Source organism: Bradyrhizobium sp. 172, assembly GCF_023101065.1.
Taxonomy (GTDB): domain Bacteria; phylum Pseudomonadota; class Alphaproteobacteria; order Rhizobiales; family Xanthobacteraceae; genus Bradyrhizobium; species Bradyrhizobium canariense_D.
This window is the reverse complement of sequence record NZ_CP064701.1, coordinates 6,862,851-6,888,144: the sequence shown is the minus strand read 5'-3', so window position 1 is coordinate 6,888,144 and position 25,294 is coordinate 6,862,851. Positions and strand designations below refer to the sequence as shown.

Annotated in this window: 19 protein-coding genes and 5 pseudogenes; 14 read left to right on the top strand and 10 right to left on the bottom strand. The window is 58.6% G+C overall.

Annotated features, from left to right (window positions below; all coding sequences use genetic code 11):
• Positions 1-5: 5 nt before the first annotated feature.
• From IVB07_RS32725 to IVB07_RS32685, 9 genes and pseudogenes are all read left to right on the top strand, one after another.
• Positions 6-455, top strand: a pseudogene (locus tag IVB07_RS32725) (nitrogenase cofactor biosynthesis protein NifB); the annotation flags it as partial.
• A 92-nt stretch (positions 456-547) separates the two neighbouring features.
• Entirely contained in the window at positions 548-790 is a 243-nt protein-coding gene (locus tag IVB07_RS32720) for a ferredoxin (RefSeq protein ID WP_247282157.1), read from the top strand.
• A 928-nt stretch (positions 791-1,718) separates the two neighbouring features.
• On the top strand, positions 1,719-2,033 hold the full coding sequence (locus IVB07_RS32715) for a nitrogen fixation protein NifZ (RefSeq protein WP_247282156.1): 315 nt from the start codon (positions 1,719-1,721) through the stop codon (positions 2,031-2,033).
• Positions 2,030-2,269 (top strand): nitrogen fixation protein NifZ, encoded by a 240-nt coding sequence (locus tag IVB07_RS32710; RefSeq protein WP_247282155.1) that lies wholly within the window; start codon positions 2,030-2,032, stop codon positions 2,267-2,269. The genes IVB07_RS32715 and IVB07_RS32710 overlap by 4 nt, the downstream gene beginning before the upstream one ends.
• A gap of 15 nt (positions 2,270-2,284) precedes the next feature.
• Complete coding sequence (locus IVB07_RS32705; RefSeq protein ID WP_247282154.1) at positions 2,285-2,626, top strand: DUF3024 domain-containing protein; 342 nt, start codon at positions 2,285-2,287, stop codon at positions 2,624-2,626.
• Positions 2,627-2,657: 31 nt separating this feature from the next.
• The gene (locus IVB07_RS32700; protein WP_247282153.1) at positions 2,658-2,927 is read left to right on the top strand and encodes a hypothetical protein; all 270 of its coding nucleotides are present in this window, start codon (positions 2,658-2,660) and stop codon (positions 2,925-2,927) included.
• 562 nt (positions 2,928-3,489) lie between these two features.
• On the top strand, positions 3,490-3,696 hold the full coding sequence (locus IVB07_RS32695) for a hypothetical protein (protein WP_018459463.1): 207 nt from the start codon (positions 3,490-3,492) through the stop codon (positions 3,694-3,696).
• A gap of 1,794 nt (positions 3,697-5,490) precedes the next feature.
• Positions 5,491-5,964 carry a hypothetical protein gene (locus tag IVB07_RS32690; protein WP_247767276.1) on the top strand — a complete coding sequence of 158 codons (474 nt, stop codon included), beginning with the start codon at positions 5,491-5,493 and terminating at the stop codon, positions 5,962-5,964.
• A 424-nt stretch (positions 5,965-6,388) separates the two neighbouring features.
• Entirely contained in the window at positions 6,389-6,865 is a 477-nt protein-coding gene (locus IVB07_RS32685) for an Lrp/AsnC family transcriptional regulator (protein WP_247338325.1), read from the top strand.
• 680 nt (positions 6,866-7,545) lie between these two features.
• On the opposite strand, the gene trpD is transcribed toward IVB07_RS32685, so the two are convergent.
• From trpD to IVB07_RS32670, 3 genes are all read right to left on the bottom strand, one after another.
• Positions 7,546-8,559 carry an anthranilate phosphoribosyltransferase gene (gene trpD, locus IVB07_RS32680; RefSeq protein WP_247296883.1) on the bottom strand — a complete coding sequence of 338 codons (1,014 nt, stop codon included), beginning with the start codon at positions 8,557-8,559 and terminating at the stop codon, positions 7,546-7,548.
• Positions 8,560-9,129: 570 nt separating this feature from the next.
• Complete coding sequence (locus tag IVB07_RS32675) at positions 9,130-9,315, bottom strand: hypothetical protein (RefSeq protein ID WP_247338323.1); 186 nt, start codon at positions 9,313-9,315, stop codon at positions 9,130-9,132.
• Positions 9,316-9,888: 573 nt separating this feature from the next.
• Positions 9,889-10,626, bottom strand: a complete 738-nt coding sequence (locus IVB07_RS32670; protein ID WP_247767274.1) for a carbonic anhydrase — start codon at positions 10,624-10,626, stop codon at positions 9,889-9,891.
• A gap of 2,027 nt (positions 10,627-12,653) precedes the next feature.
• Between IVB07_RS32670 and IVB07_RS40835 the strand changes: the two are divergent.
• Together IVB07_RS40835 and IVB07_RS32660 are read left to right on the top strand one after the other, a co-directional pair.
• Positions 12,654-13,070, top strand: a pseudogene (locus IVB07_RS40835) (prolyl oligopeptidase family serine peptidase); the annotation flags it as partial.
• Between the two features lie 5 nt (positions 13,071-13,075).
• Positions 13,076-13,420, top strand: coding sequence for a prolyl oligopeptidase family serine peptidase (locus IVB07_RS32660; protein WP_247767830.1), 345 nt, complete (start codon positions 13,076-13,078; stop codon positions 13,418-13,420).
• A gap of 250 nt (positions 13,421-13,670) precedes the next feature.
• On the opposite strand, the gene groL is transcribed toward IVB07_RS32660, so the two are convergent.
• The gene (gene groL / locus IVB07_RS32655; RefSeq protein ID WP_247767272.1) at positions 13,671-15,320 is read right to left on the bottom strand and encodes a chaperonin GroEL; all 1,650 of its coding nucleotides are present in this window, start codon (positions 15,318-15,320) and stop codon (positions 13,671-13,673) included.
• Positions 15,321-15,404: 84 nt separating this feature from the next.
• On the bottom strand, positions 15,405-15,719 hold the full coding sequence (locus tag IVB07_RS32650) for a co-chaperone GroES (RefSeq protein ID WP_247767259.1): 315 nt from the start codon (positions 15,717-15,719) through the stop codon (positions 15,405-15,407).
• A gap of 1,217 nt (positions 15,720-16,936) precedes the next feature.
• Between IVB07_RS32650 and IVB07_RS32645 the strand changes: the two are divergent.
• Together IVB07_RS32645 and IVB07_RS32640 are read left to right on the top strand one after the other, a co-directional pair.
• A pseudogene (locus tag IVB07_RS32645) lies at positions 16,937-17,118 on the top strand (transposase); the annotation flags it as partial.
• A gap of 1,931 nt (positions 17,119-19,049) precedes the next feature.
• The gene (locus IVB07_RS32640) at positions 19,050-19,574 is read left to right on the top strand and encodes a hypothetical protein (protein WP_247767230.1); all 525 of its coding nucleotides are present in this window, start codon (positions 19,050-19,052) and stop codon (positions 19,572-19,574) included.
• A 73-nt stretch (positions 19,575-19,647) separates the two neighbouring features.
• On the opposite strand, the gene IVB07_RS32635 is transcribed toward IVB07_RS32640, so the two are convergent.
• The 3 genes and pseudogenes from IVB07_RS32635 to IVB07_RS32625 form a co-directional block, all read right to left on the bottom strand.
• Positions 19,648-20,709, bottom strand: a complete 1,062-nt coding sequence (locus IVB07_RS32635; protein ID WP_247767222.1) for a pyridoxal-phosphate dependent enzyme — start codon at positions 20,707-20,709, stop codon at positions 19,648-19,650.
• Positions 20,710-21,101: 392 nt separating this feature from the next.
• Entirely contained in the window at positions 21,102-21,713 is a 612-nt protein-coding gene (locus IVB07_RS32630; protein ID WP_247767215.1) for a hypothetical protein, read from the bottom strand.
• A 49-nt stretch (positions 21,714-21,762) separates the two neighbouring features.
• A pseudogene (locus IVB07_RS32625) lies at positions 21,763-22,010 on the bottom strand (integrase core domain-containing protein); the annotation flags it as partial.
• Between the two features lie 170 nt (positions 22,011-22,180).
• Between IVB07_RS32625 and IVB07_RS32620 the strand changes: the two are divergent.
• Positions 22,181-23,499 (top strand): annotated as a pseudogene (locus IVB07_RS32620) (transposase).
• Between the two features lie 207 nt (positions 23,500-23,706).
• Here the strand turns inward: IVB07_RS32620 and IVB07_RS32615 are convergent.
• Positions 23,707-24,609: an NAD(P)-dependent oxidoreductase gene (locus IVB07_RS32615; protein WP_247384637.1), complete on the bottom strand. Its 903-nt coding sequence runs from the start codon at positions 24,607-24,609 to the stop codon at positions 23,707-23,709.
• The gene (locus tag IVB07_RS32610; protein ID WP_247547469.1) at positions 24,606-25,292 is read right to left on the bottom strand and encodes an HAD hydrolase-like protein; all 687 of its coding nucleotides are present in this window, start codon (positions 25,290-25,292) and stop codon (positions 24,606-24,608) included. Before IVB07_RS32610 ends, IVB07_RS32615 begins: the two co-directional genes overlap by 4 nt.
• Positions 25,293-25,294: the final 2 nt, after the last annotated feature.

Genomic DNA, 25,294 nt, shown 5'->3' with positions numbered 1-25,294 from the left:
TATGGATGCTGTTGCCGGACGCGGAAAACATGTCAAAGATGCTGAGGATAGCGGCGGGATGCGCCGATTATAAGGGTTCCCGGAGCTCTTCGAAGAATGGCAAAGGGAGCTATGGGTCACAGGCTGTCCCAGGCGATCTGCCGGCCGAAATCTGGGACAAAGTGAGGACGCATCCCTGCTATAGCGAAGAAGCTCATCATCATGACGCTCGCATCCATGTCGCGGTCGCGCCGGCGTGCAATTTTCAATGCAACTACTGCAATCGTAAGTACGACTGCGCCAAAGAATCGCGTCCCGGTGTTGGTCGTGACAAGCTCACTCCTGAGCAGGCGGCGGGAAAGCTGCTCGCGGTAGCCACCAGAATTCCGCAGCTGACTGTGCTCGGTATCGTCGGCCCCGGCGATGCCTTGGCCAATCCGAAAACGACTTATCATGCCATAGATCTCCGTGCCCGAGTACGGCACAGCATTCGGGCTCAAAGGCCAAGCGCGGCGACGCCGCGATCCCGCAAGAACCGCTGATCTCGGTCGCGTAAGAGGTCGTATCTATGCCCTTCAAGATCGTCGCCTCGCAGTGGACGCGTTCCTCGGATTGTGAACCCTTATACCCGAATGTTGCAACGTCGGAGAAGGCTGGAAGCTTCGCAATTGAATCCCAGAAATGCACCGAACGCATCGTCTACTTTGACGAGCCGCAGTGTGTCGCTGTCTGTCCAGTTGAAAACACCAACGTCATGGATACATCAGTGTCGCGTTTACCACGCGCCTGCCTCAAAGGGGGGTGCTCGTGAACTTCATGCCGAGCTCCGTCACTCCAAAGTCGCGAGTATCGCCGTGTGCATTGACGGCGCCGCAGGCGTCGACTTGCAATTTCCTGTCATGCCCACGGATTACTCGGGATCGATCGCCGACATCGGCGCGTACGCGGCGCCCCGGACCCCGCAAGAAACTAACGAAGCGCAACAGTCCAAAGTTGCGCATCGATGTCGAGTGCCCACTAAGCAGCGCTGTCATCGATTTGAGCCACGCCGCTGTGCAGACGGGCCTATTCTTCGCCGAGCCAGGTGCATCGCGTTGCAATGTCGAAGGGGCCACCTGTCAGAGGAGCAAAGCTGCCCATGAACCTGGACCCAGTCATTCCACTATCAGGCAGCAAGGGAGCATTGGTCGCACAGACGCGGCTCGACGAAGGTCTGCTACCCGAGGCCGAGGATCAGCAACGGCAGACCGGGCTCTTCTATCATCTGGAGGGAGTGGCCGAAAACATCTGCTCGAAGCAGAGACGTTGGCCTCTGTTCCGATCGAGCTCTACCGCTTAGACGTCTACAGACTCGCTGGGCTAAGACGCCGGAGGTGGCAAAGCTCTGCATTTTATCGCGTCTGTCGGGTCGGGACGCAGCGCATCGGGCCGCGTCGGCTTGGCTGGCTGATGAATGATGAGGCCATTCAGTTTCGCCGCATGGTGGCCCGACGTATGGGGCTGCTTGCCACGGTGAACGATCCCGATACCTCCGTGCACCTCGAGTACGCGCAGCGACCTTCACCTCATTTGGTAACCGCTCTGAACCGCGAAGCTGAACGGCGTGCCCGCTACGAAGTGGCGAGTCGCATCGCGGATGACGAGTCGGCATGTCCCATCGCAGACAAGGACAATATGCTGCGGAAGAGCACCTCTGCTCGCGTCTCCGTGCGCCCTGCAGGTTCGCCAGGGGGCGGTGCATGAACATGATCGTTTCCGACAGTGATGTGGTCCAGCTAAGCGGGCGGCCCGCGTTCAGCTTTGGCGAAAAGGTGAGGGCCAGCAGTACCATCCGCAATGACGGCACCCTTTGCGGCAAGGAGATCGGCGACATTCTGGCCAAGAAGGGCGACCTGGGTTACGTCGTTTCCATCGGTACGTTCCTGCAGAAATTCTATATCTGCGGTGTCGAACTTCTTGAAAGTGGCTACCGCGTCGGCGTGAGGCGCAAAGAGGTCGGACCGGTCGACGAGGGGGTAGATGATCTGCCATTGCCGGAAGTGGCTGTGTCATGACAGAGCCGCGCATTCCAAAATATCGATCGGGCCAGCGCGTGAAAACGGCAGCCAATCTCATCAATGACGAGTCAGTTGCCACCGCGCCGCCTGATGGGATCCTGGTCGGCGCCGGTGCCATCGGCGAGATCGTCCGGGTCGCGATGCATACCGAAGCAAGCGTGCCGATTTATCTTGTAGATTTTGGTGAGCGGCTGGTCGTTGGTTGTCTTGAAGAAGAGGTCACACTCCTTTGAGGGGATGTTCTCGCAATGAGAGTGTCGAGAGAGGTACCGGTCGGGCTGATCCCGCATCCGAACGAGCTAGATCGCAAGCGGATCGAACGTGCTTTGATCTCCCGCAAGCACTCGCCGAGTGTGACGCCGGTAAAGGCTGGCTATCTCATTGAGAGTCCCTGCTGCTCGCGCAATATTGACAACGATGGCGGTCAGATCGATGTCGCGCTGTTTCATTACGATGCCGTGAGCGGGATCTGGAAACTGTTCTTCAAGAATCATGCGCGAGGAAGCTGGAAATTCTACAGCATTTTCCACCGGCTTGCGTCGGCGATCGACGAATTGAACACGGATCCCGAGCGGCTGTTCTGGCAGTGATGCTCATTGGCAACAATCATAAGGAGTCACAATGGCGCTCGCCACAGAACAATTGATCGAAATCGAACGCCTGCTTGAGACAGCTAACACAGACACTAGCGCCGTTGCTGACCTAAGGCGCTGCTTTCCGCAGCTCACCTTGGTTCGATGTGATGCGTCGGATGTGGCGCAGCAGCCATTCCGGCGTCTTCCGCAGTTTGACCTGCATCTAATCGATGGATCAGACCACTGCATGCAGATTACGGCCGACCAGGCGCGAGCGACTGGATTGGTGCTGGCTAGAAGGCATGTTGGGCGGTGATCGGCACTGGACCCGCAGAGAATCGCCCCGATGACGCGGAGGCGGTGAATGCAATTCCGCTCTCGCATCCTGATATCATTGTTGCCGACCCGCGGCCGTCGAAGCGCTATTGTGTTCGCAGCGAATTTCCAGTCGGTCGACGACTGAGATGCTCAAACGAGCTTTCGCGATCTATGTTGGCCGCAAGCATAGCGTTGCGGTTCCAAACGCACGATTGGGCTCCTGCCTGGCCTGAAGGCGCTCGGTATCGAGCGAGAGGAAGAGGTAATCGCCTCTTCCTATTCGTTTCTCAGACCGTGCATGCCGTCGATCTGGCGGACACACGGGGAAGTTTGCCGACACCGAATGTTGGTCCGAAACGTGCCTCAAGACAATGCCGAAGAACGCATGAGGCCTAACACACGGGCGATTATCGCCGCCAACCCGAACGGGCCACCCGGCACCAATGCAGGTGCGAAGTTTAAGTCGCTGCGCGAGGTCCACCCCAAAGCGGGCCGAAACTGAACACGCCACAATCGAGCAGCCCACCGGTCTCTAAACCTGGAAAAAAAACGGGAACGATATGAATCCGCAGATCATCATTCACGTCCGCTTCGCCCCGAATGGCAGGGTGATCCAGATCAGCGAGCGCCCGGCGAGGCTCACGCCCGACCAATGGTTTGATGTTCTCAAGACCCGAGCCGGCTCTGCCTATCGCCCACTGTCCCGTGGTCGTGGCGTTTTTCGGGTGACCCGGGCCGCAGTTGATACCTTCAAGCAGAAACTGTGACGCCGGCATGAGCGAAGAGATCATCGATATCGTGGCTAGCCACGATATTGGGGTGTTCGCAGGCTGTCCAGCCGATGCGATCAAGCGGGTGGCGCCAGGGCGTGCAGTCTGTCGCAGATCGAAGACATCGGCGAGGGCCTGCCGGTTACAATTCGTGTGATTCTTTCGGCAATGACTATTTCGATAATACCAATCGTTGCTGGCACGACGGTGTTCGGCTTAGCATCGGTTACTGCGGGTTGTTCTCCCCGGATCGGTCATGATTCAGATACAACGGAACGGTGCGACCTTGGAGGTCGACAGTGGGTTTTGCATCGGGGTCCCGTAATGGACACGCGCTTAGATCGGTTGCACTCCACGCTGTAGTCGACAGTTGGGTCCGAGTGTCGGGGGCGTACAGTCGCGATGGCGTCGGCTTTGCGAAACACCCACGTGCCGGCGGTCTCGTTCCTCCGATAACCGATCGACAGGCCTCGTCCGATTGAAACCAAGAGGGGCGTTTCGCGCACCGGCTTGTCCAGCCACGCACTGCGGCTTTTGAGCGCTTGTCCCTGATGCGCCTGACCATCGGCGATGCCTCAGCTTCATTCTGAAAGTGTCCAGCCGGAGTCCAGTGGACAAGGATGTATACGGGACTGACACCGGGGGGGCGCCAGCGCACTCGAATTCTTGAGACGACCGGCAATTTGAAGATCTCTATAACAGGGCGTCGTGTCCTTCTCTCAGTTGCACAAGAAAAAGCTTCACTCACAAGCAGGCTTTGGCCGCGGGAGGAGCCTATGGGATTGAGACAAAAGCTCGCTAGCGTTTTCCTTCCTGCGGAGCCTTTAGCGCCGTCTGCTTCTCGAAAGCTGTATAAGCGGAAGACACCGCCCAGCATATGTTAGGTGAATCATTCCGTTCACGTCGCGATACGCGAGAAACGACAAGTCTGAGTTGGCAGCTGAATTAGACGGGGTTGTCTCTTACAGAGATATTTTCCCAATATTACCCAGATCCTGATTTCGGGGCCAGCGACCAATGCGACCTCATGTGGAATAATCACCATCGGGTCAGGGCCCCGCCTCATAAAGGTCGAAGCAGGACAGTTCCAGTCATCTCCATGCTGAGCGAAAAACGCCGGGTATCCACGGATGACCGCTAGGACAAAGTTCTATCGCTCCGATCTCATCGGCAAAGGCTGCCGCAGAGCCGGAATGATCTCGTGGGATTGCTCACGCCCTTCATCGGAAGAGAAAAGTGAAGCGGGTTATGGCATGAGCTACACCGACGCAGCCTTTAGTTTTTGGTGGACCCTCTGGAAGAATAACTACGAAGTCTTCGCAGCAGATGGCTGGACGTCCGATGATCCCTTCGGCCTTTGGGCTGCAGACGGCGAACACAGGGAGGACCATTCTCGGTTCCTATTGTCAGTTCGAGGCATCCAATGTTCTTGATGACCTGAGCGAGCCCAAAGACATCTGCCCGTCAAGAACATCTGCTTGTTGGAAGCCTGCTCATGCTAAATGCAAGGAAATACGCCTGTAGCCGCCTCTTCCCAGTCGCATCGGCTTTCACGGAAACCGGAGTTCTTGCCATTGAGGGGCAGCGCCGCGATGCATGATCGACGAGCGCGTCGATGGATCTACATTCTGGCTCATCGTTCCGAGCAGTTCCTGTTAACCGAGCAGGAGTGCGATTGTTGGTTGATTTGTGCCTGGCTCATGTGGGTAGTCGCAAGGCGGTCATGATCACATGCAAACAGTTCAGGACGCAATTTGCAATCGAGCGCGCCCGCTATGCGGCCGCGCGTGGATGCTGATGCCGCCCTACCACGGCGTGAGCCTCAACGCGGACGCGCCCTCGATGCTCGATCGTCTCGGCCGTATCGCAGATGCGGCCAAGATTTCGATCCTGGTCCTGAATGCGCTGCTCAGTGGCGTGACGTTAACAATGTCGTTTCTGGTGCGCCTTGCCCGGGAGATGCCGCGCTTTAGCTATTTCAATGTCGAGGTGCCGTTTGCCGCGGCGAAGCCGCGGACGTTGACTGACGCCGGAGGAGAGGCAATCCTCGGCCCCTTCGACGGAGAGGAAGCCATTACAATGATGCCAGATCTCGATGCTGGTGCGAGCGCGACGATGCCGGGCGCGCTGCTTCCTGATCTATTGCGTCCAGTGATCGATCATCACACTAGGGGACGCAGGCGGGAAGCCGCCCTGCCTGTCGTTAATCGATTTCGAGAACTGCCAGTGTGGCCTGCGCGCCGCCACGGGCGCGACGTGACATAGCTGAAGGAAATTCACTCGCCAGTAGCTCGCCCGCGAGGTCAATCCGATGGGCTCCATTGGTGACGCTAACCCGCCCACATGTCCGCTCCCGAAAGAACTAGGTTCAATCAGCTGCCAGGCGTCAAGAGAGGTGCGGTACCGACAAATTCACCTCCACAAACAGCGCGAGAGGTAAAGAGCTTTAGCGGCTTATTGGAATGAGGGGAGGCGACGCAAGCCGACCGGGCGCGCACAAGACCGGAACCGGTGGTTGGCTGTCCCCAATAAGGTTTGAGCCTTCAACTCGTCAGTGCGCGCATTGTCGTCTGAAGACGTACATTCGTAGAGGTGCTAGGGAGGAGATTTAGAGATGACCGGGACGCTCAATGGGACTACTTCGCATGCTTGGAGGAGGCGATCGCGCTCGAGAGTCCGCAATGCAGCCATGGAAATCGACAAAATCGATGCTCGTATTCTTGATCTCGTTCAACGCAACAATCGCCTAAGCAGTGAAGAACTCGGCGCAAAAGTTGCCCTATCTGCCTCTGGAGTTCAGCGCCGACTAAAGCGCCTACGAAAAGAGGGCGTGATAGAATCAGACGTCTCAATCATTTCGCCAAGGGCGATCGGCCGAAACGTGACTATGCTGGTCCTCATTTTCTTTGAGCGCGATCGCGCCGACATCATTGATCGTTTTAAGCGGGGGATCCGCACTATGACGGAGGTGATGAGCGGATTTTACATCACGGGCCAAGCTGATTTCATCTTGTTGGTGACTGCAAATAATATGGAAGAGTACGAGCATTTCACCCGACGCTTGATAAATGAGAATCCAGATATAAAGCGCCTCGAGACTGTAGTTGTTCTGGACCGAGTCAAAGCCGGTTTCATTTTACCAATGGGATCGTTGGCATGCTGGTGACCCTCGCCATGACCCTTAACGCCCTGATCTTGGATGCAGCATAATGGCTTTCCGCGCGTGAGAGCGGTAACGACCATCTCGCACTCTGGGCCTGCGTCGATGCGGTCCGATTAAGATGAGGCCGCGTTCCCGCAATTCCATCTGGCTCGGCGCATACTCCTCAACAGCAATGTCCGAGGTTAACACTAGCGGCATGAGAGCACCTAGTGGATTCTGGAATCGTCGACAACCTGCTTTTTTTGCAGCGAGAAGATGCTTATCGAGTGTTGTGTGCAGCGTACCCCGCAGATTTGGAGGATGGAGCTGCCTGTATCGATGACCGCCCGAAAGTTCGGAATAATGTCTTCTATCTTTGCCATAAATGCGAGCGCTTCTACCGTTCGCGGGGACGTCATTGCTTATCCATTGACGTCTTGCGTGCACACAAAATTGAGAACCTAAGCTTCGGCCGCGGCCTTTGCTGATTGTCTCGGCAGGCTGCTTCGCACTGGTCTTGGCGATCTGAGGCCTTTCGCGGATCCCGCTCCGTCGGTTGGAAAAGCGGGGCTGCTGCGTCTGTGACCCCGCGACCGCGGTAAGCCTCTCGACGTGTGGCAGAGGCACATCGCGCTTTGCGCCTGCAAGCTCTTCGCGCTCGTAGGCTTCCATGTTGGTGTTCAAAATGTCCCGCGTCGGCCGTGTCAAGCATTGGAGATCGTGATCAGGTGTTTCAATCGCGCAGCTGCCGCTCCGCTGTTAAGCGATTCTTGCCCAAGGGCGACGCCGTCCCTCAAGCTGGTTGCGTGGCCTGCCACGATCATTGCTGCGGCGGCGTTGAGAAGAGCAACATCGCGGTACGGACTTGGCGTGCCGTCGAGCACGCTTTGCAGCGCGATTGCATTTGCATCGGCGTTGCCGCCCCTCAGCGCCTCGTTGTGGCAGCGGGCGAGGCCCGCGTCTTCCGGGGTGACTTCGAAAGTACGGATCGCATCTCTCTCTAGCGCGGCAACAAATGATGGTCCGGTGAGGGTGATCTCATCGAGTCCATCTGAGCCATGCACCACCCACACCGACTCAGCACCAAGGTTCTTTAACACCTGGGCCAAGGGCTGCACCCATCGACGCGAAAACACTCCGACGATCTGCCGCTTGACTCCGGCTGGATTTGCGAGCGGGCCGACTAGATTGAAGATCGTGCGGGTCCCAAGTGCCGCTCGGATCCGGGCAACGTGGTGCATAGCCCGATGACGGATGGGCGCAAGCATGAAGCCGATGCCAGCTTCGTGCACACAACGAGCAACGCTTACAGGCGGGAGGTCGACCTTCACGCCGAGCCGGGCCAAGACGTCAGCAGCACCCGATAGTGAGGACACGGCGCGGTTGCCATGCTTGGCCACAGGAACGCCGGCGCCGGCGACGATGAATGAGGCGCACGTCGACACGTTGACTGAGCCCAAAGCGTCACCGCCCGTACCAACGATGTCGACAGGATCGGGGGGCGCGCTGACCCGGAGCATTTTGCTCCTCATGGCCGAGGCTGCGCCGGTGACTTCTTCTACGGTTTCGCCACGGACCCGCATGCCCATTAGTAATCCCCCAATCTGGGAGGATGTCGCCTGGCCCGACATCATGATTTCAAAGGCTGCTGCGGTCTCCTCGCGGGTCAGCGTGGCACCTGTAGCGACTTTGCTAATGATTGATTTGAGGGCGTTCATTGCTCTACACGTGCTTAGCGTGCCAACTGGCCAGTCGCGCGTGCGAGCGCGACCTTAATCCGCTCGATGATCCCATCTCCATGTTGCCGCTACCCACGCTGTTCTTTGCTGATATATGATCGGACAAAACGTTGCGGTTCTGTGGGATCGAGCCGCAATCGACGGTTGCAGGATGACGTCCATGCCACACACGACTACTCGTCGTTGATGCTCCCAGCTCGCGCTGGCGCATAGCTCGAGATCCTGACCAAATACACTGCATGTTGCTCTTGATATGGCATTATGTCGCGCCGTCTCGATCAAAAATGGTGCTCCTCCTCTTTGAGGTAACTGACCTTCGAGCGCGTTGCGCAACTTGCGCGTCTCGGCCGGCATCATCGGGGCTCGTTACCGGCAGCGTTTGTGGGCTTAGTGGATGTTTGCACTGATCCTAAGTCACTCGTTATCGATACTTGCGCGCCCCATGACATCATTCTCACCCGTTTTCGTTTTCTGCGTTCAACAGCGAGGCGTCATTTGAGGGGGGCATTCGTGGGGCATGCAGCTCGGCAGCCGGTCCGGCTAGGACCGTTATGCGTCGTCGAAGGCATGCGCGGTCAGCTTGAACGTCAGTCCGCTCTGCGATCCTACAACCTGACGCTGCGTAAGAATCAAGCTATCCATGGCGTTCACCTGCAAAGGAGCAAGCGTTCTTTGCTCGAGATCAGAGCCGGCGATTGGATGGGAAGACGGTGGGTGGTTTCCATAGCCGAGCATGGCGGGACGACTTCTTCTGCAACCAGCCCATCGTGGAATCGTTGACCGCGATCGTATGATGGCTTGCATGCAAAAAAAAGGCCCGGCCTCATTTTGGAAGCCGGGCGAAGTCAGTCTGGGAGGAGCGACGCTGCTACACATCGCACCGACCGTCGGCAAGAGAGAGTTGCCGCCGGCTCATTTGCGGCGAGCGTTCGCCGCAAATTCGAAATAGGATAGGATCGTTATGCCATCACCCCACACGCTAGGAGTAGGTTACATTTGTTTGTTAGAGTTCGCGATTTCATTTCAAGATTGTACAATGTGACGTTACGTGCGATTCAAGTCCTTTCAACGAAATGATCGCAGAAAGATCTCCAAGCTTTTGGCTCCCCGGAAGTAGCCAGGTCCGTGCGTAACGTACTATCCATTCTGTCCCACCGGTGGGGCCTGCACGTGAAGGCGCTGCGCCGGCCCGCTGCGTAAGATCCGTCCCTCCGATCACCAGGATCTGGTCGACTAGGCGGCAGAGACAACAACCTTTCAACGTTGTCGCTTCAAACGGCACTGCTCAGAATAGGGCTCTGATGACGGTCAGCTCACCAATTCGACTCGGCCGGTGTCGAGCCGATAAAGACCCCCGACGACTTTCAGCCTATTCTGCTCAATTGCTATATTTAGAATCGGAGCTGCCGATTTGAGCTTATTGACATTGTCGATTACATTTTGTCGGATCGCATTTGCGAGTGCATCCCCGCTTTCCTGGGAAGACGCTTTTACCGCGGGCGCAAGTGCGGCGGCGAGAGATGGAATGTGCCCAGGCAAAGACTTGCCCTCTCTTAAAGACTCGATCGTAGCACCGACGGCGCCGCAGCGATCGTGGCCAAGTACCATGACCACCGGGGTTTTTAGCACGGCCACCGCATATTCAATGCTGGCTAGCATTTCATCGTTGGCGAAATTACCAGCGACACGGCAGACGAACAGATCGCCAAGTCCGCTATTGAAAACATGTTCGGGTGCAATACGTGAATCGGCGCAGGTTAGGACCGCTGCATATGGATTTTGCCCGCTGATTAAAGCTTCGCGCTCCTGCCTGAAATCGTCGAGTCGTGATAGGCCATGCACGTAGCGCGCATTGCTTTCCATTAGTCGCTTCAGCGAAGCGTCCGGCGTGAGAAGGTTGTCCGGTTTTGGCGGCGCTGTTGCCTCCATGGCGCCGGCAATCCGACTGCCCAGCAGGATGCCCGCCGCCGAAGCCGTGAACAGCATTAGCGAACGGCGAGACGGCGTCATCGGATAAGGCAGGATCGGTAGGCAGTCTTCACACATGTTCCCCTCTTCGAGTGCTGCTCTACGCCGTCCCGTGGCTTCGGGCTTGGCCTCGCTGCGGAACCAGCGCTACCCAGCGCCTTGCCTATGGAGGTGCACCAACTCAGTTGCACAGATGTGTTCGCCCTAGCGCCTCTCGCTTCGCTTGATGACCGCGCGATGGGCGTTGTCCAAAATGGCTCCGAGAAGGAGTTCTAAAGTGTCATTACGGCAGCCTGATCAGGATTTCGAGACAACGTCACCGCCTCCCAAACAGCCGTTCTTCAGGCGGCATGCGCCTCACTAGATTGGGAGGAGTGTAGTGAACGCGGAGCCGCGCGAACGGCCTTAGCGCCGGGATCCCCATGTGCGCACGCACGGTGAGCACGAACGAACTGGGCATCCTGGTCGCTAGTGCTCCTCAGGTAATGTAGCCCGACCGAAGTTGTCATCGGCGCGTGCCCAATGGGATGCCTATCACATTGCGACGCAGCTAAGAACGGCTCAAGCCTCATTCCAATTTCTAGACGAACTGCGCGCCGTCCCGCGGTGCGCGTGGTGCAGCGGTTTAGGTCCAGTATGACGTTCGGAGTATTGCGGGTCTGCAAGGCACTGAGCACCTCAGCGTACTTCGGTGAGGGCTCTTCGGCCTTGACCATCGTGCTGACGCTAACGGCCAACAGTAAGGACACTAGGAGTGGCGGGCGTCTGCCATTGCACAGCATATTCTCTTCTTCCTCCACGGAGCAGGCGCGAAGAAGTCAAGTTGCTCGATGGCATGCAAGCATGTGCCCTAACCGTTCTCAAGTGCTTCGAAGGGAATCTAACGTCACAAACTCGTATGTAAGACTGTGCACGGTTGGCGGTCCGCCGGATTAATTCAGGTGCCGAACACCTGCCTTCGGCGGTAGCCGGCGCAAACGAAGTCGTTTCGTGCGCCAACGCAGCGGTGCCAAGATCAAGCGCGTGTCGAAAGGCGAATCGCGCCATGCTCGAGACCTTTGATTATGCACGCTTGTTGACCTTGGCACCCTGTCAGCATCGGACCACCAGAGACTCGGGAAATCACGGCCGTCGTTGCCAGCCGGTAAGACCAACCTCTCCCTGGGTCGCCGCCTCGATTTCGCAGGTCGGTGAGTAGCGAACTACCATTGGTGGCGGCTCTTAATGAACAATCAAGAGACGTTGCCCTGACGGTTTTGACGAAAGCCGAGAGCCTGTGCTTGATTCCGTGAAGCCAGTTCTTGTTCTCACCCGAGGAACCTGCGCAGGTGATTGGGTATGTGCGCCTAAGGGTGCGTTGCGCTTGCAAATAATTATGGTCGATCCCGCGGAGTGCGAGTCACTTCGTGCAATGCCTGCGAATTGCGAGAACGACCTGCCGTTTCGGCGGGCTCGTCACTTGCCCTCCGCATGATGACGCGCCGTGCTGACATGTGCTCGCGCTCGCTGCACCAAGCCGCGGCAAATTCTCCGCGCGAGAGCCTTCCGTGAGCACGTGCCGTTGCAAGCTAGGCGCGCCATAAATGCTTCTAGCGCGATTACGGACCGATCTGTGAAACGCCAGCGCAGGGCACCTCTGTTCCATCGGTGAGAAGCGTAAAGCGCATCACAATACTTTCGAAGCTAACACCACATTGTCAGGTTTGAGCCAACGGGCGCGACCGGCGACTGGAGGAGCTCCATTTTTCAGGCGGCACCCTGCTTGCTTCGTTTGGACCGGCGGGCACGGTCCACGCATGCCGCTGTCGAGACCGAATGTACCTCTTCTGTCTGCTTCCGGCCCAGCTCACTCGCGTGAGCCGGGCGGCCCACCCAGTCCAGGATCACTCCCATGAAACACTCGCTCCTTGCCGCCGTGTTGCTCTCGCTGACGTGTCTGTCCTCCACGGCGGTTCTCCAGAAGTCGGCCCCTGCGGCCCTTCCTTTGGCTCCAGGAAATCGAAGAGCCGCGCGCACTGGCTTGGGCCCGCGCCGAGAATGACAAGACGCTCGGCGTGCTCCAATCAGATCCCTGCAATCGCCGCTTCTTTGAGGATGCGCTCAGCATGCTTCAGGCCAAAGACCGGATTTCGTATGTTTCGTTGGAACGAGGGGATCGCAGCAATTTCAGGACAAGAATCACGTGCGCGGCATCTGGGCGCGTACCAGGCTTGACAGCTAGCGCCGCCAGGACCCGCACCTACTTTCTGGTGCGTCCGAAGAACGCGAGGTTCGGAGCGGAGATCCGAACTCTTCTCAATGGTTATGGCGGAGTCCTCGCCTCGCTCCTGCCATCCTTTGCCGGAGCGATGGGCCGGCTCTGGCCCGAGCAGGGCAGTGCATATGTCGTCGCGAAACTGCGGGGCGGCGGCCAGTTTGGGCCGCGATGGCACGAGGCGGCCCAAACGGCAACGAAGCAGCGGACCTGGGATGATTTCATCGCCTTTGCGGAGGACCTAATCCGCCGGAAAGTCACCTCTCCGCGCCGATGGGCGTGGTCGGCGGCAGCGACGGAGGTCTGCTGGTGGGCACCGCGATTACTCAGCGCCGGGACCGCTTCAACGCAGCGATCGTGCAGGTGGCGCTGTTCGACATGTTTCGGTTCACCAAGTTGGCGCAGGCTCCTCCTACATCGGCGAATACGGCGATCCCGCCATCCCGAGCAGCGCGGCTGGATCGAGACCAACTCACCCTGTCAGAAGCGTGTCCTGGGCAAGACCTACCCGGTCCCGTTCATTCTCACTTCCAACAAGGACGATCGCGTGCATCTGGCCCACGGCCGCAAGGCAGCCGCCAGGCTTGCGGCGCTCGGCCAGGCCCATTACTGCTATGAAAATATCGACGGCGGGCATAGCGCGGCCGCCAATCTCATGGGATACGCGCGCCGGCTGGCACCCGAATAGACCTATGCATCCAGGCGGCTTGTGGATTGAGTGCGGTTCACGAGTGAGTTCGTTAAGGTCGCCAGTGCAAATAGCGGGAGCGCATAGCGCGAGATCAGAACAACGAACTGAAAAAGCCGCGAGCAAAAAAAATGACCCCCGGCATTTTTCTGCCGGGGATCGCATTTTGAGAGAGTTGGATCAGAAGTCCATGCCGCCCATGCCGCCCATGCCGCCGCCCGGAGGCATCGCCGGACCGGCGCCGCCCTTCTTGGGCAGCTCGGCGACCATGGCTTCCGTGGTGATCAGCAGAGCCGCAACCGAGGCTGCGTTCTGAATCGCGGTGCGGACCACCTTCGTCGGGTCGATGATGCCCTTGCTGACCAGGTTGCCATACTCGCCCGTCTGCGAGTCGAAGCCGTAGGCGTATTGCTCCTTCTCCAGGACCTTGCCGACGATCACCGAGCCGTCTTCACCGGCGTTGATCGCGATCTGGCGGGCGGGCGCGGAGAGCGCCTTGCGCACGATCTCGACGCCGGTCTTCTGGTCGTCGTTCTTGGTGCGCAGGCCCTTGAGCTGCTCGGAGGCACGGAGCAGGGCGACGCCGCCGCCCGGGACAATGCCTTCTTCCACGGCCGCGCGGGTCGCATGCATCGCGTCATCAACGCGATCCTTGCGCTCCTTCACCTCGACCTCGGTCGCGCCGCCGACGCGGATCACCGCGACGCCGCCAGCGAGCTTGGCAAGACGCTCCTGGAGCTTCTCACGGTCGTAGTCCGAGGTGGTTTCCTCGATCTGCGCCTTGATCTGAGCCACGCGCGCTTCGATGTCGGCCTTCTTGCCGGCGCCGTTGACGATCGTGGTGTTCTCCTTGTCGATCATCACCTTCTTGGCGCGACCGAGCATGTTGAGCGTGACGTTCTCGAGCTTGATGCCGAGATCTTCCGAGATCGCCTGGCCACCGGTCAGGATTGCGATGTCCTGCAGCATGGCCTTGCGGCGATCGCCGAAGCCCGGAGCCTTGACGGCCGCGACCTTCAGGCCGCCACGCAGACGGTTCACGACCAGGGTGGCAAGCGCTTCGCCTTCGACGTCCTCGGCGACGATGACCAGCGGCTTGCCGGTCTGCACCACGGCCTCGAGCAGCGGCAGCAACTCGTTCAGCGAGGAGAGCTTCTTCTCGTTGATGAGGATGTAGGCGTCGTCCATCTCAACGCGCATCTTGTCGGCGTTGGTGACGAAGTAGGGCGAGATGTAGCCGCGGTCGAACTGCATGCCCTCGACGACGTCGAGCTCGGTCTCGAGCGACTTGGCTTCCTCGACGGTGATGACACCCTCGTTGCCGACCTTCTTCATGGCGTCGGCGAGGAACTTGCCGATCTCCGCGTCACCGTTGGCCGAGATGGTGCCGACCTGGGCGATCTCGTCGTTCGAGGTGACTTTCTTGGAGTTCTTGACGAGGTCCGCAACGACGGCTTCGACCGCGAGGTCGATACCGCGCTTGAGGTCCATCGGGTTCATGCCGGCGGCAACCGACTTGGCGCCTTCGCGCACGATCGCAGCCGCGAGCACGGTTGCGGTGGTGGTGCCGTCGCCGGCCGCATCGGCGGACTTGGAGGCGACTTCGCGCACCATCTGCGCGCCCATGTTCTCGAACTTGTCCTCGAGCTCGATCTCCTTGGCGACGGTGACGCCGTCCTTGGTGATGCGCGGAGCGCCGAACGACTTGTCGAGGACGACGTTGCGGCCCTTGGGGCCGAGGGTGACCTTTACCGCGTTGTTGAGAATTTCGACGCCGCGCAACATGCGGTCGCGGGCGTCTACGCCGAACTTGACTTCTTTGGCTGACATGTGGGTCTTCCTGAATGTTTTACTTGGTCTCACCCTTTGCGACGCCCAGCAGGGCTCCTCAGGATGAGCGGTGCGAGCGATGGTTTAGGCGGCCTTCTTCTTGGCGGACGCGTCCGTGAGAACGCCCAGGATGTCGCTCTCTTTCATGATCAGCAGGTCGACGTTGTCGATCTTGACCTCGGTGCCGGACCACTTGCCGAACAGGACGCGGTCGCCGACCAGGACGTCGATCGGGATCAGCTTGCCGCTCTCGTCGCGGCCGCCGGGGCCGACGGCGATGACTTCACCTTGCGAAGGCTTTTCCTTGGCAGTGTCCGGAATGATGATGCCGCCAGCGGTCTTTTCTTCTGCGTCAATGCGCTTGACCACGAGGCGGTCGTGAAGCGGACGGAATTCCATGCAGATCTCCTAAGCATTTACTTCAGTTGAAGATTTCCCGATTGCTAGCAATCGTGGCCCGCGAGTGCCAATGCAGGCGCCGCTGAAATAAGACCGATTTTTTGGGGAACAAGTGTTTGTAGCAGGAAAAATCCGCTGGGCGGGCGGATCTCTGCTGGGGCTGTGCCCAGATCACTTTCTCGGCTTCCCGCCGAGCACCCGACCTTCTTCTGAGTGAGTCGTACGGCTCTGCGTCTCAACCCAATCCCGCCTAACCGTTCAATTCCTCTGCCCTAAATTCGAGCTGGTAAAGGCCCGCCGATCTGGTGCCGGTTCAAATGCGAATCGTCGGCTGACTTCGTTCTAAGATTGGGATGCGTTTAGAACCTGACGCAGAGGTCGCGAATTGGGGTATCGCTCCGCTTGATCGATGTCCGATACTCAGCACCTCGAGGCGAGGCAACACTGGCTGCGCGAGCTAGCGCAGGAATGTGCTCAGATCGTTCGGCACCTCGTCCAGTTTCAGATCACCTTTGCGCGCCGAAGTCGCTGCTGGACGGCTCGCCCGTGCTCCAGACAGCGAGCGCGCCGATGTCCCCGGTTTGCGCGAAAGGGCCTCTGCCCGCATCGCGACAGGTCTATATGCGCGAACAGCTCGCCGAGCTGTCCCGCGACCATGACCTGGCCAACCGTTCAAATAAATGCTGAAGCGATGGGCGAGCTGTGAAGACGCCGGTGGCGGCGTGCTGATCAATACCGGAGCCAGAGTGGGTGTGGATCTCGACAGGAACAAGAGCTGGCACGAAATCTCCGCCCGGTCGCCCCTGGTGCGCTTGTCGGCGCCTGGTGAACAGCAGGCTGTAAGCCACCCCGTACCGGCGCGCGAGGCCGCAGACCGTCTCGCCAGCCTGCAAATGGCGAACCTGCTCGTCGCAGCTCCGTCGCCACCGACGTTCGGCGCCCTATCGCTACGTGACCTCAAAGCTAGACTTCAAACTACACAAGACGGCCTCCGCCGGCTTTCAATTACCCACAAGTGCTTGATTCATTTGCGAGAGGCTCGATCGAAGAATCTTGAATCAGATGAATCGGTTGTGATTCATTGTTGAGCACCTGAATCGCGACGGCGAGGTGCCTTCATGTGTTCGAGCGGTGCGATATCTCGTCGGTCGGCGGGCCCGGATGGTCACCAGGATGATCGTGATGAAAGCGCCGTCGCACACTGGACTGAGCGCGAGATCGACAAGACTGCCTTCAAGGATGCCCGTCTTGGTCAACGATTTGGCGAGCTGTTAAGGCAAATTGGTGATGCATGGGCGGGAGCATACCGTTCGCGTGCCAAGACTGGGCGAACACGAAGGCAGCCTACCGCTTCTTCGCTAACGAGCGCGTGGAGGAAGCCGACATTCTTAGCGGCCACTTCGCCGCCACGCGCACCCGCTACGATGATTGTACAGGCTTTGGAGCTTGATAGGATTCATCTTGGACATCGTACACATACGGTGGCGCCTCGGATTACATGCGACACAGCCGCATTGTCCGAAAAGTTTCACACGATAAGCTATCTGAGGGGCTTGAATCGCACCCTACGTCAAGATGTAAGGTGTCGAAATGGGCGGTGACAGACTTCGGCACCCGAAGCCCGTCCCAACGAGTAACATACAGTGCGAATGTCCCAAATCCGAGGCTCACGCAAGGCGAGCCCGGTCATCGACGAGTGCCGTGAAGCTGCCTGTGTCTGGGTCACAGCAACGCGCGTCCGGCAGATGCGTTTGGCTCACCGTCGGATCGTAAGACGCCGCTCACACGTAAGTAGAGCGGCTGATTTGCCTGTGAGCGAGGCGAGATGGTGGCCCTCAAACCTGCATCTCAATGCTAGAAGGAAGCTGATGCTTCGTGGCAAGTGCGAACGGCTACGTGGTGCGGTACCGGAAGTTGAAGCGTTCTCCCGTTCCCGGCAATGGGAGTGGGAAGCCGTTCAACATCAACTCTCCGACTGTGAACGCCAGCGGTACTTCGAAGCGATTTAGCAGGTATGCCGGGCGTCGGTCCGAACCGCGGTTCATGTTGGGGCTATCATGTGAGACGCGAGTGAGGCTGGCATTCTGGTTGAATACTATCGCGAGCTAGCGAGGGTTCGTAGCATTCGAGCGTCGCTATCACTATGACGGCGCATGACCCACTTTGGCCGGATGCCCGGGTCGAGTGCTTTGAAAGAGGCGCGCGTCGCGCCACGGATCCACAACGGTGAAAAAGCGGCTGATCACAAAACAGAACCCGTTGGCCGAGCGCGGTATTTCCTGCCCAGGTCATTTTTATCTATCCAATGAATGACGCGGGTTACTCCCGGGAAGAGCCGGGTGCGGGAAAGCCGGCTCCCGGGTCTGTGAGGGCAAAGCCAAATGGCCGAGCTACTCGACCGCGATCGTCAGACTAGGGTACGTGACTGGCGGCATGGACGCGGTCAGCCGCGGCACAAAGCCATCTTGGTGCCCGCCGCGTGCTGCCCACACTGTTGCGCCACAAAAACCAGAAACCCACGCATTCCGAAGAATTCCCCACCAATTCCATCGCAATTTGAAACGGCTGACACCTGATGGGCTTGCTCTAAGCTCGCCGCGAAAATGCCGCCGCGTTCAATGCAGGCTGTTAGGCTTGCAAGTCGAAAAGATGGGCCCACTCAGTCGGCAAAATCAATATTCCTTGTATTTCCGAGTAAGTCTGCGAACCGGGTGGTCACGCTTGAAAAATGCACCGCGTGCGTATGATGTCTTTGTGGCGGTAAGACGTGGCCCCGCTACGATGCCGATCTCGCGATGCCAGCCCATACACCGGTAAATTCCGGCATAGGGGAGCCGTGGCTCCTGGCTCATGATCCTGGTTAAGTGGCTCGCTGTTAGACTCGCGTAGATAATGCCCGTTCTTATAGATCGCGATTCGTCATCTCTCAGTCGGCTAGCTTTAACTTTGCCTGTAGCCATCGGTTCGGGCGCAGAGTTGATCTGAGAAGCTAGCTGAGCCCGCCTTCTGCGAGCGTGCTTGTTTATCTTTCGACAGCGCTCCCGGCAGATTGCCGCCGGTGCGGAGGAGCCCGCGCCATCGCGAGTGTACTTAGAGCTATGGACGCGATCGTATCGTGCGTGTTTTCGTTGCCCGTGCAGCGTTAATGCGCCGAGTGCCTGCTGGCGCTGGAAAACATCGATTCGTTGCACGAGCAGAGTCGTGCTGGACGCTGAAGCGGCATGATCTTTCCCGATATCTTTGTGCGCATGACCAATTAGTTTCGCATGGACGCTCTTGACCGTCATCTACTACCGCGGCAACGAGAGCCAATATAGAGCGAGAGAAAGAATGATGGATGTGATTGATCAAGCGAACGGTTCGGAGTTGCCGCCCGTCTTGCAGACGTCATCAAAACGCCTTCCATGGGTTGTTGGATTTGTCGCCATCTTCACCGGGCTATGCGTTGGGGGTCCATTTTACCGGCCCCATATCGACCGAATGATCGAGGCGCTAGTGGCACATGAAGTCGTCCCAATGCCGGCGTTGTCACCTGAAGACAAGGCGACCCTTTCGGAGATTCGGTCGGGGCAACAGCAGGTGAGCGAAGAGATTTCAGCGCTCAACCGCAACATCGATGCGCAGCAAGCCGATTTGAAACGCATGTTAGATCAAATCGCAGCCCTGACCTCAAGAATTGAGTCTCTGCAGAACATTGCTGCGCATCTTCCTGCAGATATTCGTCCGCCAGTAGCCCAGGCCGCTTCAAAGCCGGCTACAAGAGCCACTCGCCCGCCTAAAGCAGAAGGGCCCGTTTCCGTCGGGGGCGCGCCGCTGGGTTCTCGAGCCGGAGACGGACCGCCGATGATCCAGTGATGAAGCGTCGAGCCTGCCAGACATGGCGTGACTGAGAGGATGCAAGTCGAACTAGGAGCGAAGATTGCGGTGCTCACGTTCGGTCCTCCCAGGCGCGTTCGGTGAGGAGGACGAGAATGCGGCTCAACCGGTCGAGTCCGAGATCCCTTGTATGGCTCGGGTCTGCGAGGGCAGCCATGGCACCCGCCAGGCCCGCTGCACCGGACGGCGTGGTGGCAAGTCCATCATGGGCGGAGAGTACGCGGACAGCATCCACCAATTCCGCCTCGGGCACGGTGATGGCGCGAGCGCCGTGACGCCTGAGCACCGCAACGGCGGCCGCACTCGCCTGGCCGCAGGAGAGCATCTCCGCGGATGTTCGGAGATCGCCCATCACCCGAATCGGGCGACCGGCCGCGAGCGCGGGCCCGAGACACGCTGCGGTTTCCGGCTCGACCGTCACGATGCAGCCCGGAGATGCCAGCCAGCCCGAGAGGCCCTCGGCGATGGCAGCGGCGAGTCCGCCGACCCCAGCTTGTATAAAGACGTGTGTCGGACGCCCAAGGCCGGCGAAATCCACCTGATCACGGATTTCCGCCGCCGTGACGCCGTACCCCGCCATGACGTCGCAAACGATGGGGTCGTTCGGATCGTCGGTCGTGTCGGCGACAAGAATGCCGGCGCCTTGGCAGGCCGCGGCTGCGGCCGCATCAACTGCATTGTCGTAGGTGCCCGGCACCCATACGATCTCGGCACCCTGATTCTCGATGCGGCGCGCGCGCGCTTTCGGCACGCCCTCGTGCAGGAACACGCGGGCAGGCGCCCCGGCAAAGCGCGCGGCGGCAGCTACCGCGAGCCCATGATTGCCGTCACTGGCGCAGACCAGGGTCGGCTGCCCCTTAGGTCGGGCCGCGAGAAGGTCGGCCAACTGCATGCGCGAGGCCCGGGCGAGCGCGCGCAGCCCGGCATAGGTGCCACCAAGCGACTTGAAACTGCCGAGCATGCGGCGGCCCTCGTCTTTCGCTAGCACCTGCGCCACTCCGAGCCCCTCCGCAAGCGCCGGAAGGTTCAGGAGTGGCGTCGGCGCGTATGCGGGATCGAGGCGGCCAAGCTCGGCTGCGATCGCATTGACTGGTGAAGAGGAGGTGCTGTTCATGCGTTGATCTTGCCCGCTACAGGTGACGGCTGCTGCTGGACCGTTGCACAGCAACTGTTTGCGTCGATCATAATCAGCTGTATTTGCGAGCACCACCCTCGACGACTTCGATCGCGCGCTTTTCGCGGAGGCCCCTTTCGCGCTCGAGTCCGCCTACGCCTTAAATTGCGCATTTGCGCAATGATCTGAGAGGTTTATCGGCAGGAAGTCTCTTGGAGCCGTAAGAAGTTTGCGAGCAGCACGTGCCCTCGTTGCGTAAGTATCGCGATCTTGCTGTACTATCCTATCGGGACCTTGCCTCGGACTTCACAATCCAGCCTTGGATCCATCACACTCAAGGAAGACGCTTTACAACAAAATAAAGAAACTGCGGATACTGGAATAGCCTACGATCATGTCTTGCGAATAGGTTGTTTTGAAGCCGTCGCATGCAAAAGCGAGAATTTTGGTGTGGACGACCCCTGTTGGTCAAGCCGGACTAATTCCATCTCGTCGCGAATCCTCAACTCAAGAGCCCCTTCGGGCAAATGCACAATACCTTTGAGATGCGAACCAAGTCTTCTCTCTGCCACTGTGACCTCAGAATCACTGACAGCAGCAAACAAGTTATTGAATCCCAAGCTAGCAAACCATTCCATACGCCGAAGTTCAAGCTCCAGTCCGGTGTTAACCCGCATGGTAGCCGAAGGCTGCTCGATGATAGATGCAGGTGGAAAATTTACGACACCGCAAATTCTCGCCTCTTTTAATAAATCGGCAAAATCCTCCCAACAGGCGAAGGAATCGATCATTACCATTGCTGCGTAGGCATGAATGAACGTTTGCTTGCCGAGGCTGCGCAAATCGCGCAAAAGGCAGTCATTCCAGTCAATGACAGGCAAGGTCGCCATCACCAGCATGGAGCCTGCTGGAAGGCTTCGCAGGGACGGCGCGTAGATTTCGAAGGGCGCGCCACTAGGCGCAGCCGTTAACTGTGTAGCAAGCTTGCAGATGACTTTACCCATTCTTACGCCTCCGGCCGTATGGCCGATCTTATACACTGCTTTAGAGCAGTTAGGTGTTTCGTCCTGGCGTTTGCTGCAGCGGATTGAGTTTGAATCGTGCTGGCTGGGAAATCCAGCATTGAAGACGTATTCGCAGGGTGTGAGGCCCTTCAGGGTCTCCAGCCGCCGAGCTTAGTTTTAGGCGGTGAGAAAGTTGGCAAGGTGAGTTCCGAGCTGATCGTCTCGATCGTGATGGTAGCGTTGGACGGTCGCGTCCTTGATCGTGCGGTTCATGCGCTCGACCAGGCCGTTGGTCCAGAGATGCTGATCTTCGCCAGCGATGTTCGCCCCCATTTTCTTGGCATCGCACAGAGTGCTCTCGGGCTCTCTTGACTATTCTGTATTGCTCGACGGGAGGTTGTCCCGTGTTCTGTTGATTTTCTGAAGAGGTTGGCGTTGCCCACCTTGAGCCGGTAGGCTCGGGGGTGCTGAGTCCACAAACGAGAGCAACGCCAAGCAAGACGGGAGATATTACACCGGCTCGTTCGCCGGCGACCGAGGCTTGTGGACGAAGCGTTCGCAGAAGTGCGGGCGAGCTTCGACCAGTCCTGCCTTGCGGCAGGGACGAGGCGCTCGGCACGATGATGGAGGCGGATGTCACGGCGGCCTGCGCGCCGCGCCACGGTCGCGACGCGGCGCGGCGGGTGAACCGTTGGGGCCGAACGCGGGGACAGATCGGCTTCCACGGCGGCAAGAACGAGGCGAGCGCCCGCGGGTCCGGGATGTGGACGGCCGCGAGGTGACGATCCCGAGCTGGAACCGGCAGCGCAGGAAGACCGGCTCGGTCGCTGGGCGATGAGCCTGACGCTGATCAATGTGTCGACGCGCCGGTTCGGTCGCGCTGTCCGGCTGCCCGAGACGTGCCGGCACCGCCCGGATCGCGGGCTTTCGAAGTCGGCGGCCTCGCGGAGGTTTGTGGCGTCGCCGGCGGCGCGGCTGGCCGACTCCATGGCTGCCGATCTGTCCGCGCTCCACCTTCTGTCGAAATCGACGCGCTGCATCTCGGCTACGATCTCGTGCTGGTCGACGCGATCGGGGTTGACGGAAGGCAACAAGCATCCGCTCGCGCTGGTGGAAGGAGCGACCGAGAACGCCGCAACGGTTCAGGCCATGCTGGACAACGTGGTCTCGCGCGGGCTCGCCCGACAGTGCCAAGACTGTTCATCGTCGACGGCGCGAAAGCGTTGTCGAAGGGATCCGCCGCACCTTCGGTTCGGCCGCCGCGATCCAGCGCTGCCAGATCCACAAGGCGCGCAACATCACGGAACGCCTGCCCAAAGAGCATCATGCGGCCACATGTCGCGTGCTCCGCGAGGCCTGGGAGCTCGATGCCGACAAGGCTGAAAAATTGATCCGCAATCTGGCGCGTCGACTCGACCAGCAATGGCCCGGCGTATCGGCCACCATCCTCCAAGGCCCCGAGGAAATCCTGACTGTCCTCCGGTTGAAGGTGCCAACGGAGCTGCGACGATCGCTCGCCTCTACCAAGATCGCCGAGAACATGATGGGCACCATTCGCCGCGTCACGCGCAACGTCAAAAGCTGGCAGGATGCCGGCGTGGCCTTGCGATCGGCCGCGGCCGGCATGATCGAGGCCAACAAGGGCTTCCGACGATTGAAGGCGCATAAGTAATTGTCGGTCTGGGTGCGACCCTTCAAGCTTCACCACGATCGCATGACAATCAAGTCCGTTGCCCACGTCCGAGCGCCGCGTAACATCCATTCCGACAACGTCGGCCCGACGTAGTTCAACAGCGATCGGGACATCTCCCTCGACGGACTGCCTCGGTCGTGGTGGCGCAGCCGTGTTAAACAGTCCCATAGCGCATGCTTCGAATCGTGCGACAAGAATGCACCATCAAAGCTTGGGATTAAACAACATCGGAGAACGTCGGACGAGGCAAGGATCGATCTGGTCGCCACCGATCCTCGTTGCGGTTCGATAGCCGAGAACTTATGGGTGAGACAAATGAGGTAGTGTCAGTTCGCCTTTACCCCCGGCAACTGCGTTGTTTAACTTGTGGGCGGTGGCAGCCAGGATCGGTACCGAAACAGCGCTCTCGCCCGCCAGACGCACTGCGCACCCAATATCCTTTGCAGAATTGGCAATTGAGACTGCCAGAACATCGGGTTTCTCGCCCAACAAAAAGGCCACAAAGGCTTGGAATATTCCACTATTAGTGGAACCGCGACTAACCAAAGAGCGGAGTGTTACAAGATCGATGTCAAGAGCGTTCGCGAATTGGCAGACCTCTGAGGCTACCGCCGCTATGCCCATAGTCATGCTGTTGTAAACAAGCTTGAGCTCATGACCTTGTCCGACATCTCCCACATGAAGAACGGTCTCACAAAAAGTAGCAAGAATGCCTTCAGCCACAGGAAAAAGCGTTTCGTTCGATCCAACAATCGCGTTGAGAAGGCCGAGCTCTGCTTGTTCAGGGCTCCGTGTTACTGGGGCATCTATAAAAGCGAGGCCGCGTTTTTGAGCCTGCTCCGCCAGTGCAACTGTCGAGCCAGGATAAGACGTGGTGCAGTCAATTATTAAACCTCCACGGGACATATGGACAAAAAGCCCGTCCTGCCCAAGGCACACTGCCTCAACCTCCCGGCTTGATGGCAGGGACAACACCACCGCACTTACATGCGGCGTCAACTCAGCGATGGAAGGATGCTCACGGGCGCCTGCCGCAGCCAATCGATCCGCACCGAAACGACTTTTGTTCGCTTTGATATGCAGCTCAACTTGGTGCCGCAACAGGCAGAGACCCATTCCGGTTCCCATGCGCCCGACCCCGATAAGGCCTATTTTCTGGTTCGCAGCTTTTGGACGTGCGTTGGGTAATAGCTCGGCGGTCATGATTGATGCATTCTGAAAGAAGCCGTGCCTTTGTAAGGTCGGCAATAACTCATGATGGTTGTCAATCGTGTAGTCAAGATTCGCCGCGTGCAAGCGCGAATCCGAAACAAAACCGCGGGTGATCCATACGCATTGAGTCCGAGAATGGCGTGCAATGTCCATTTCGACGGCATATCGCCGATGATGAAGATTGACGCCGGCTCTAGATTGTTCTTCTGCATGTACAGACGAAGCCGCTCTCCGTTGCCCATCGACTGGTATTGAGTGGTGCGGCTTTCAAAGGCGAGAACCTCGTTAATGTAGTTGTCGATTCCAAGTCGTCTCAATTGAGACCGGAGCGGGGCGACGATATGATTGCTCACGATGATGGACAAAGCTGCTTCGCGCCGCGCCAGCTCCAAGAGTCTATGTGGGCCCTCGCGCAGATCGGCCTTATCCGCAAGAGGTTCATAGGGCTCGTGAGAGGCGGCGCTCCCATCGCGATCCACCTCCGCAACCTCGTCCCGCGACATTCCGAGACTGCGATAAAGAAGTGATAGCAGAACATCGCAATGTTTCCGAAACGTGTCCATGTGGATCGTCGCACGACCATGGCGGTTGAGAATGGCATTGGTCGTTTGGAGGAGCGCGGGCGCACCGTCGAGCAGCGTTCTATTCCAATCAAAGAGGAGGACGGGATTCATGA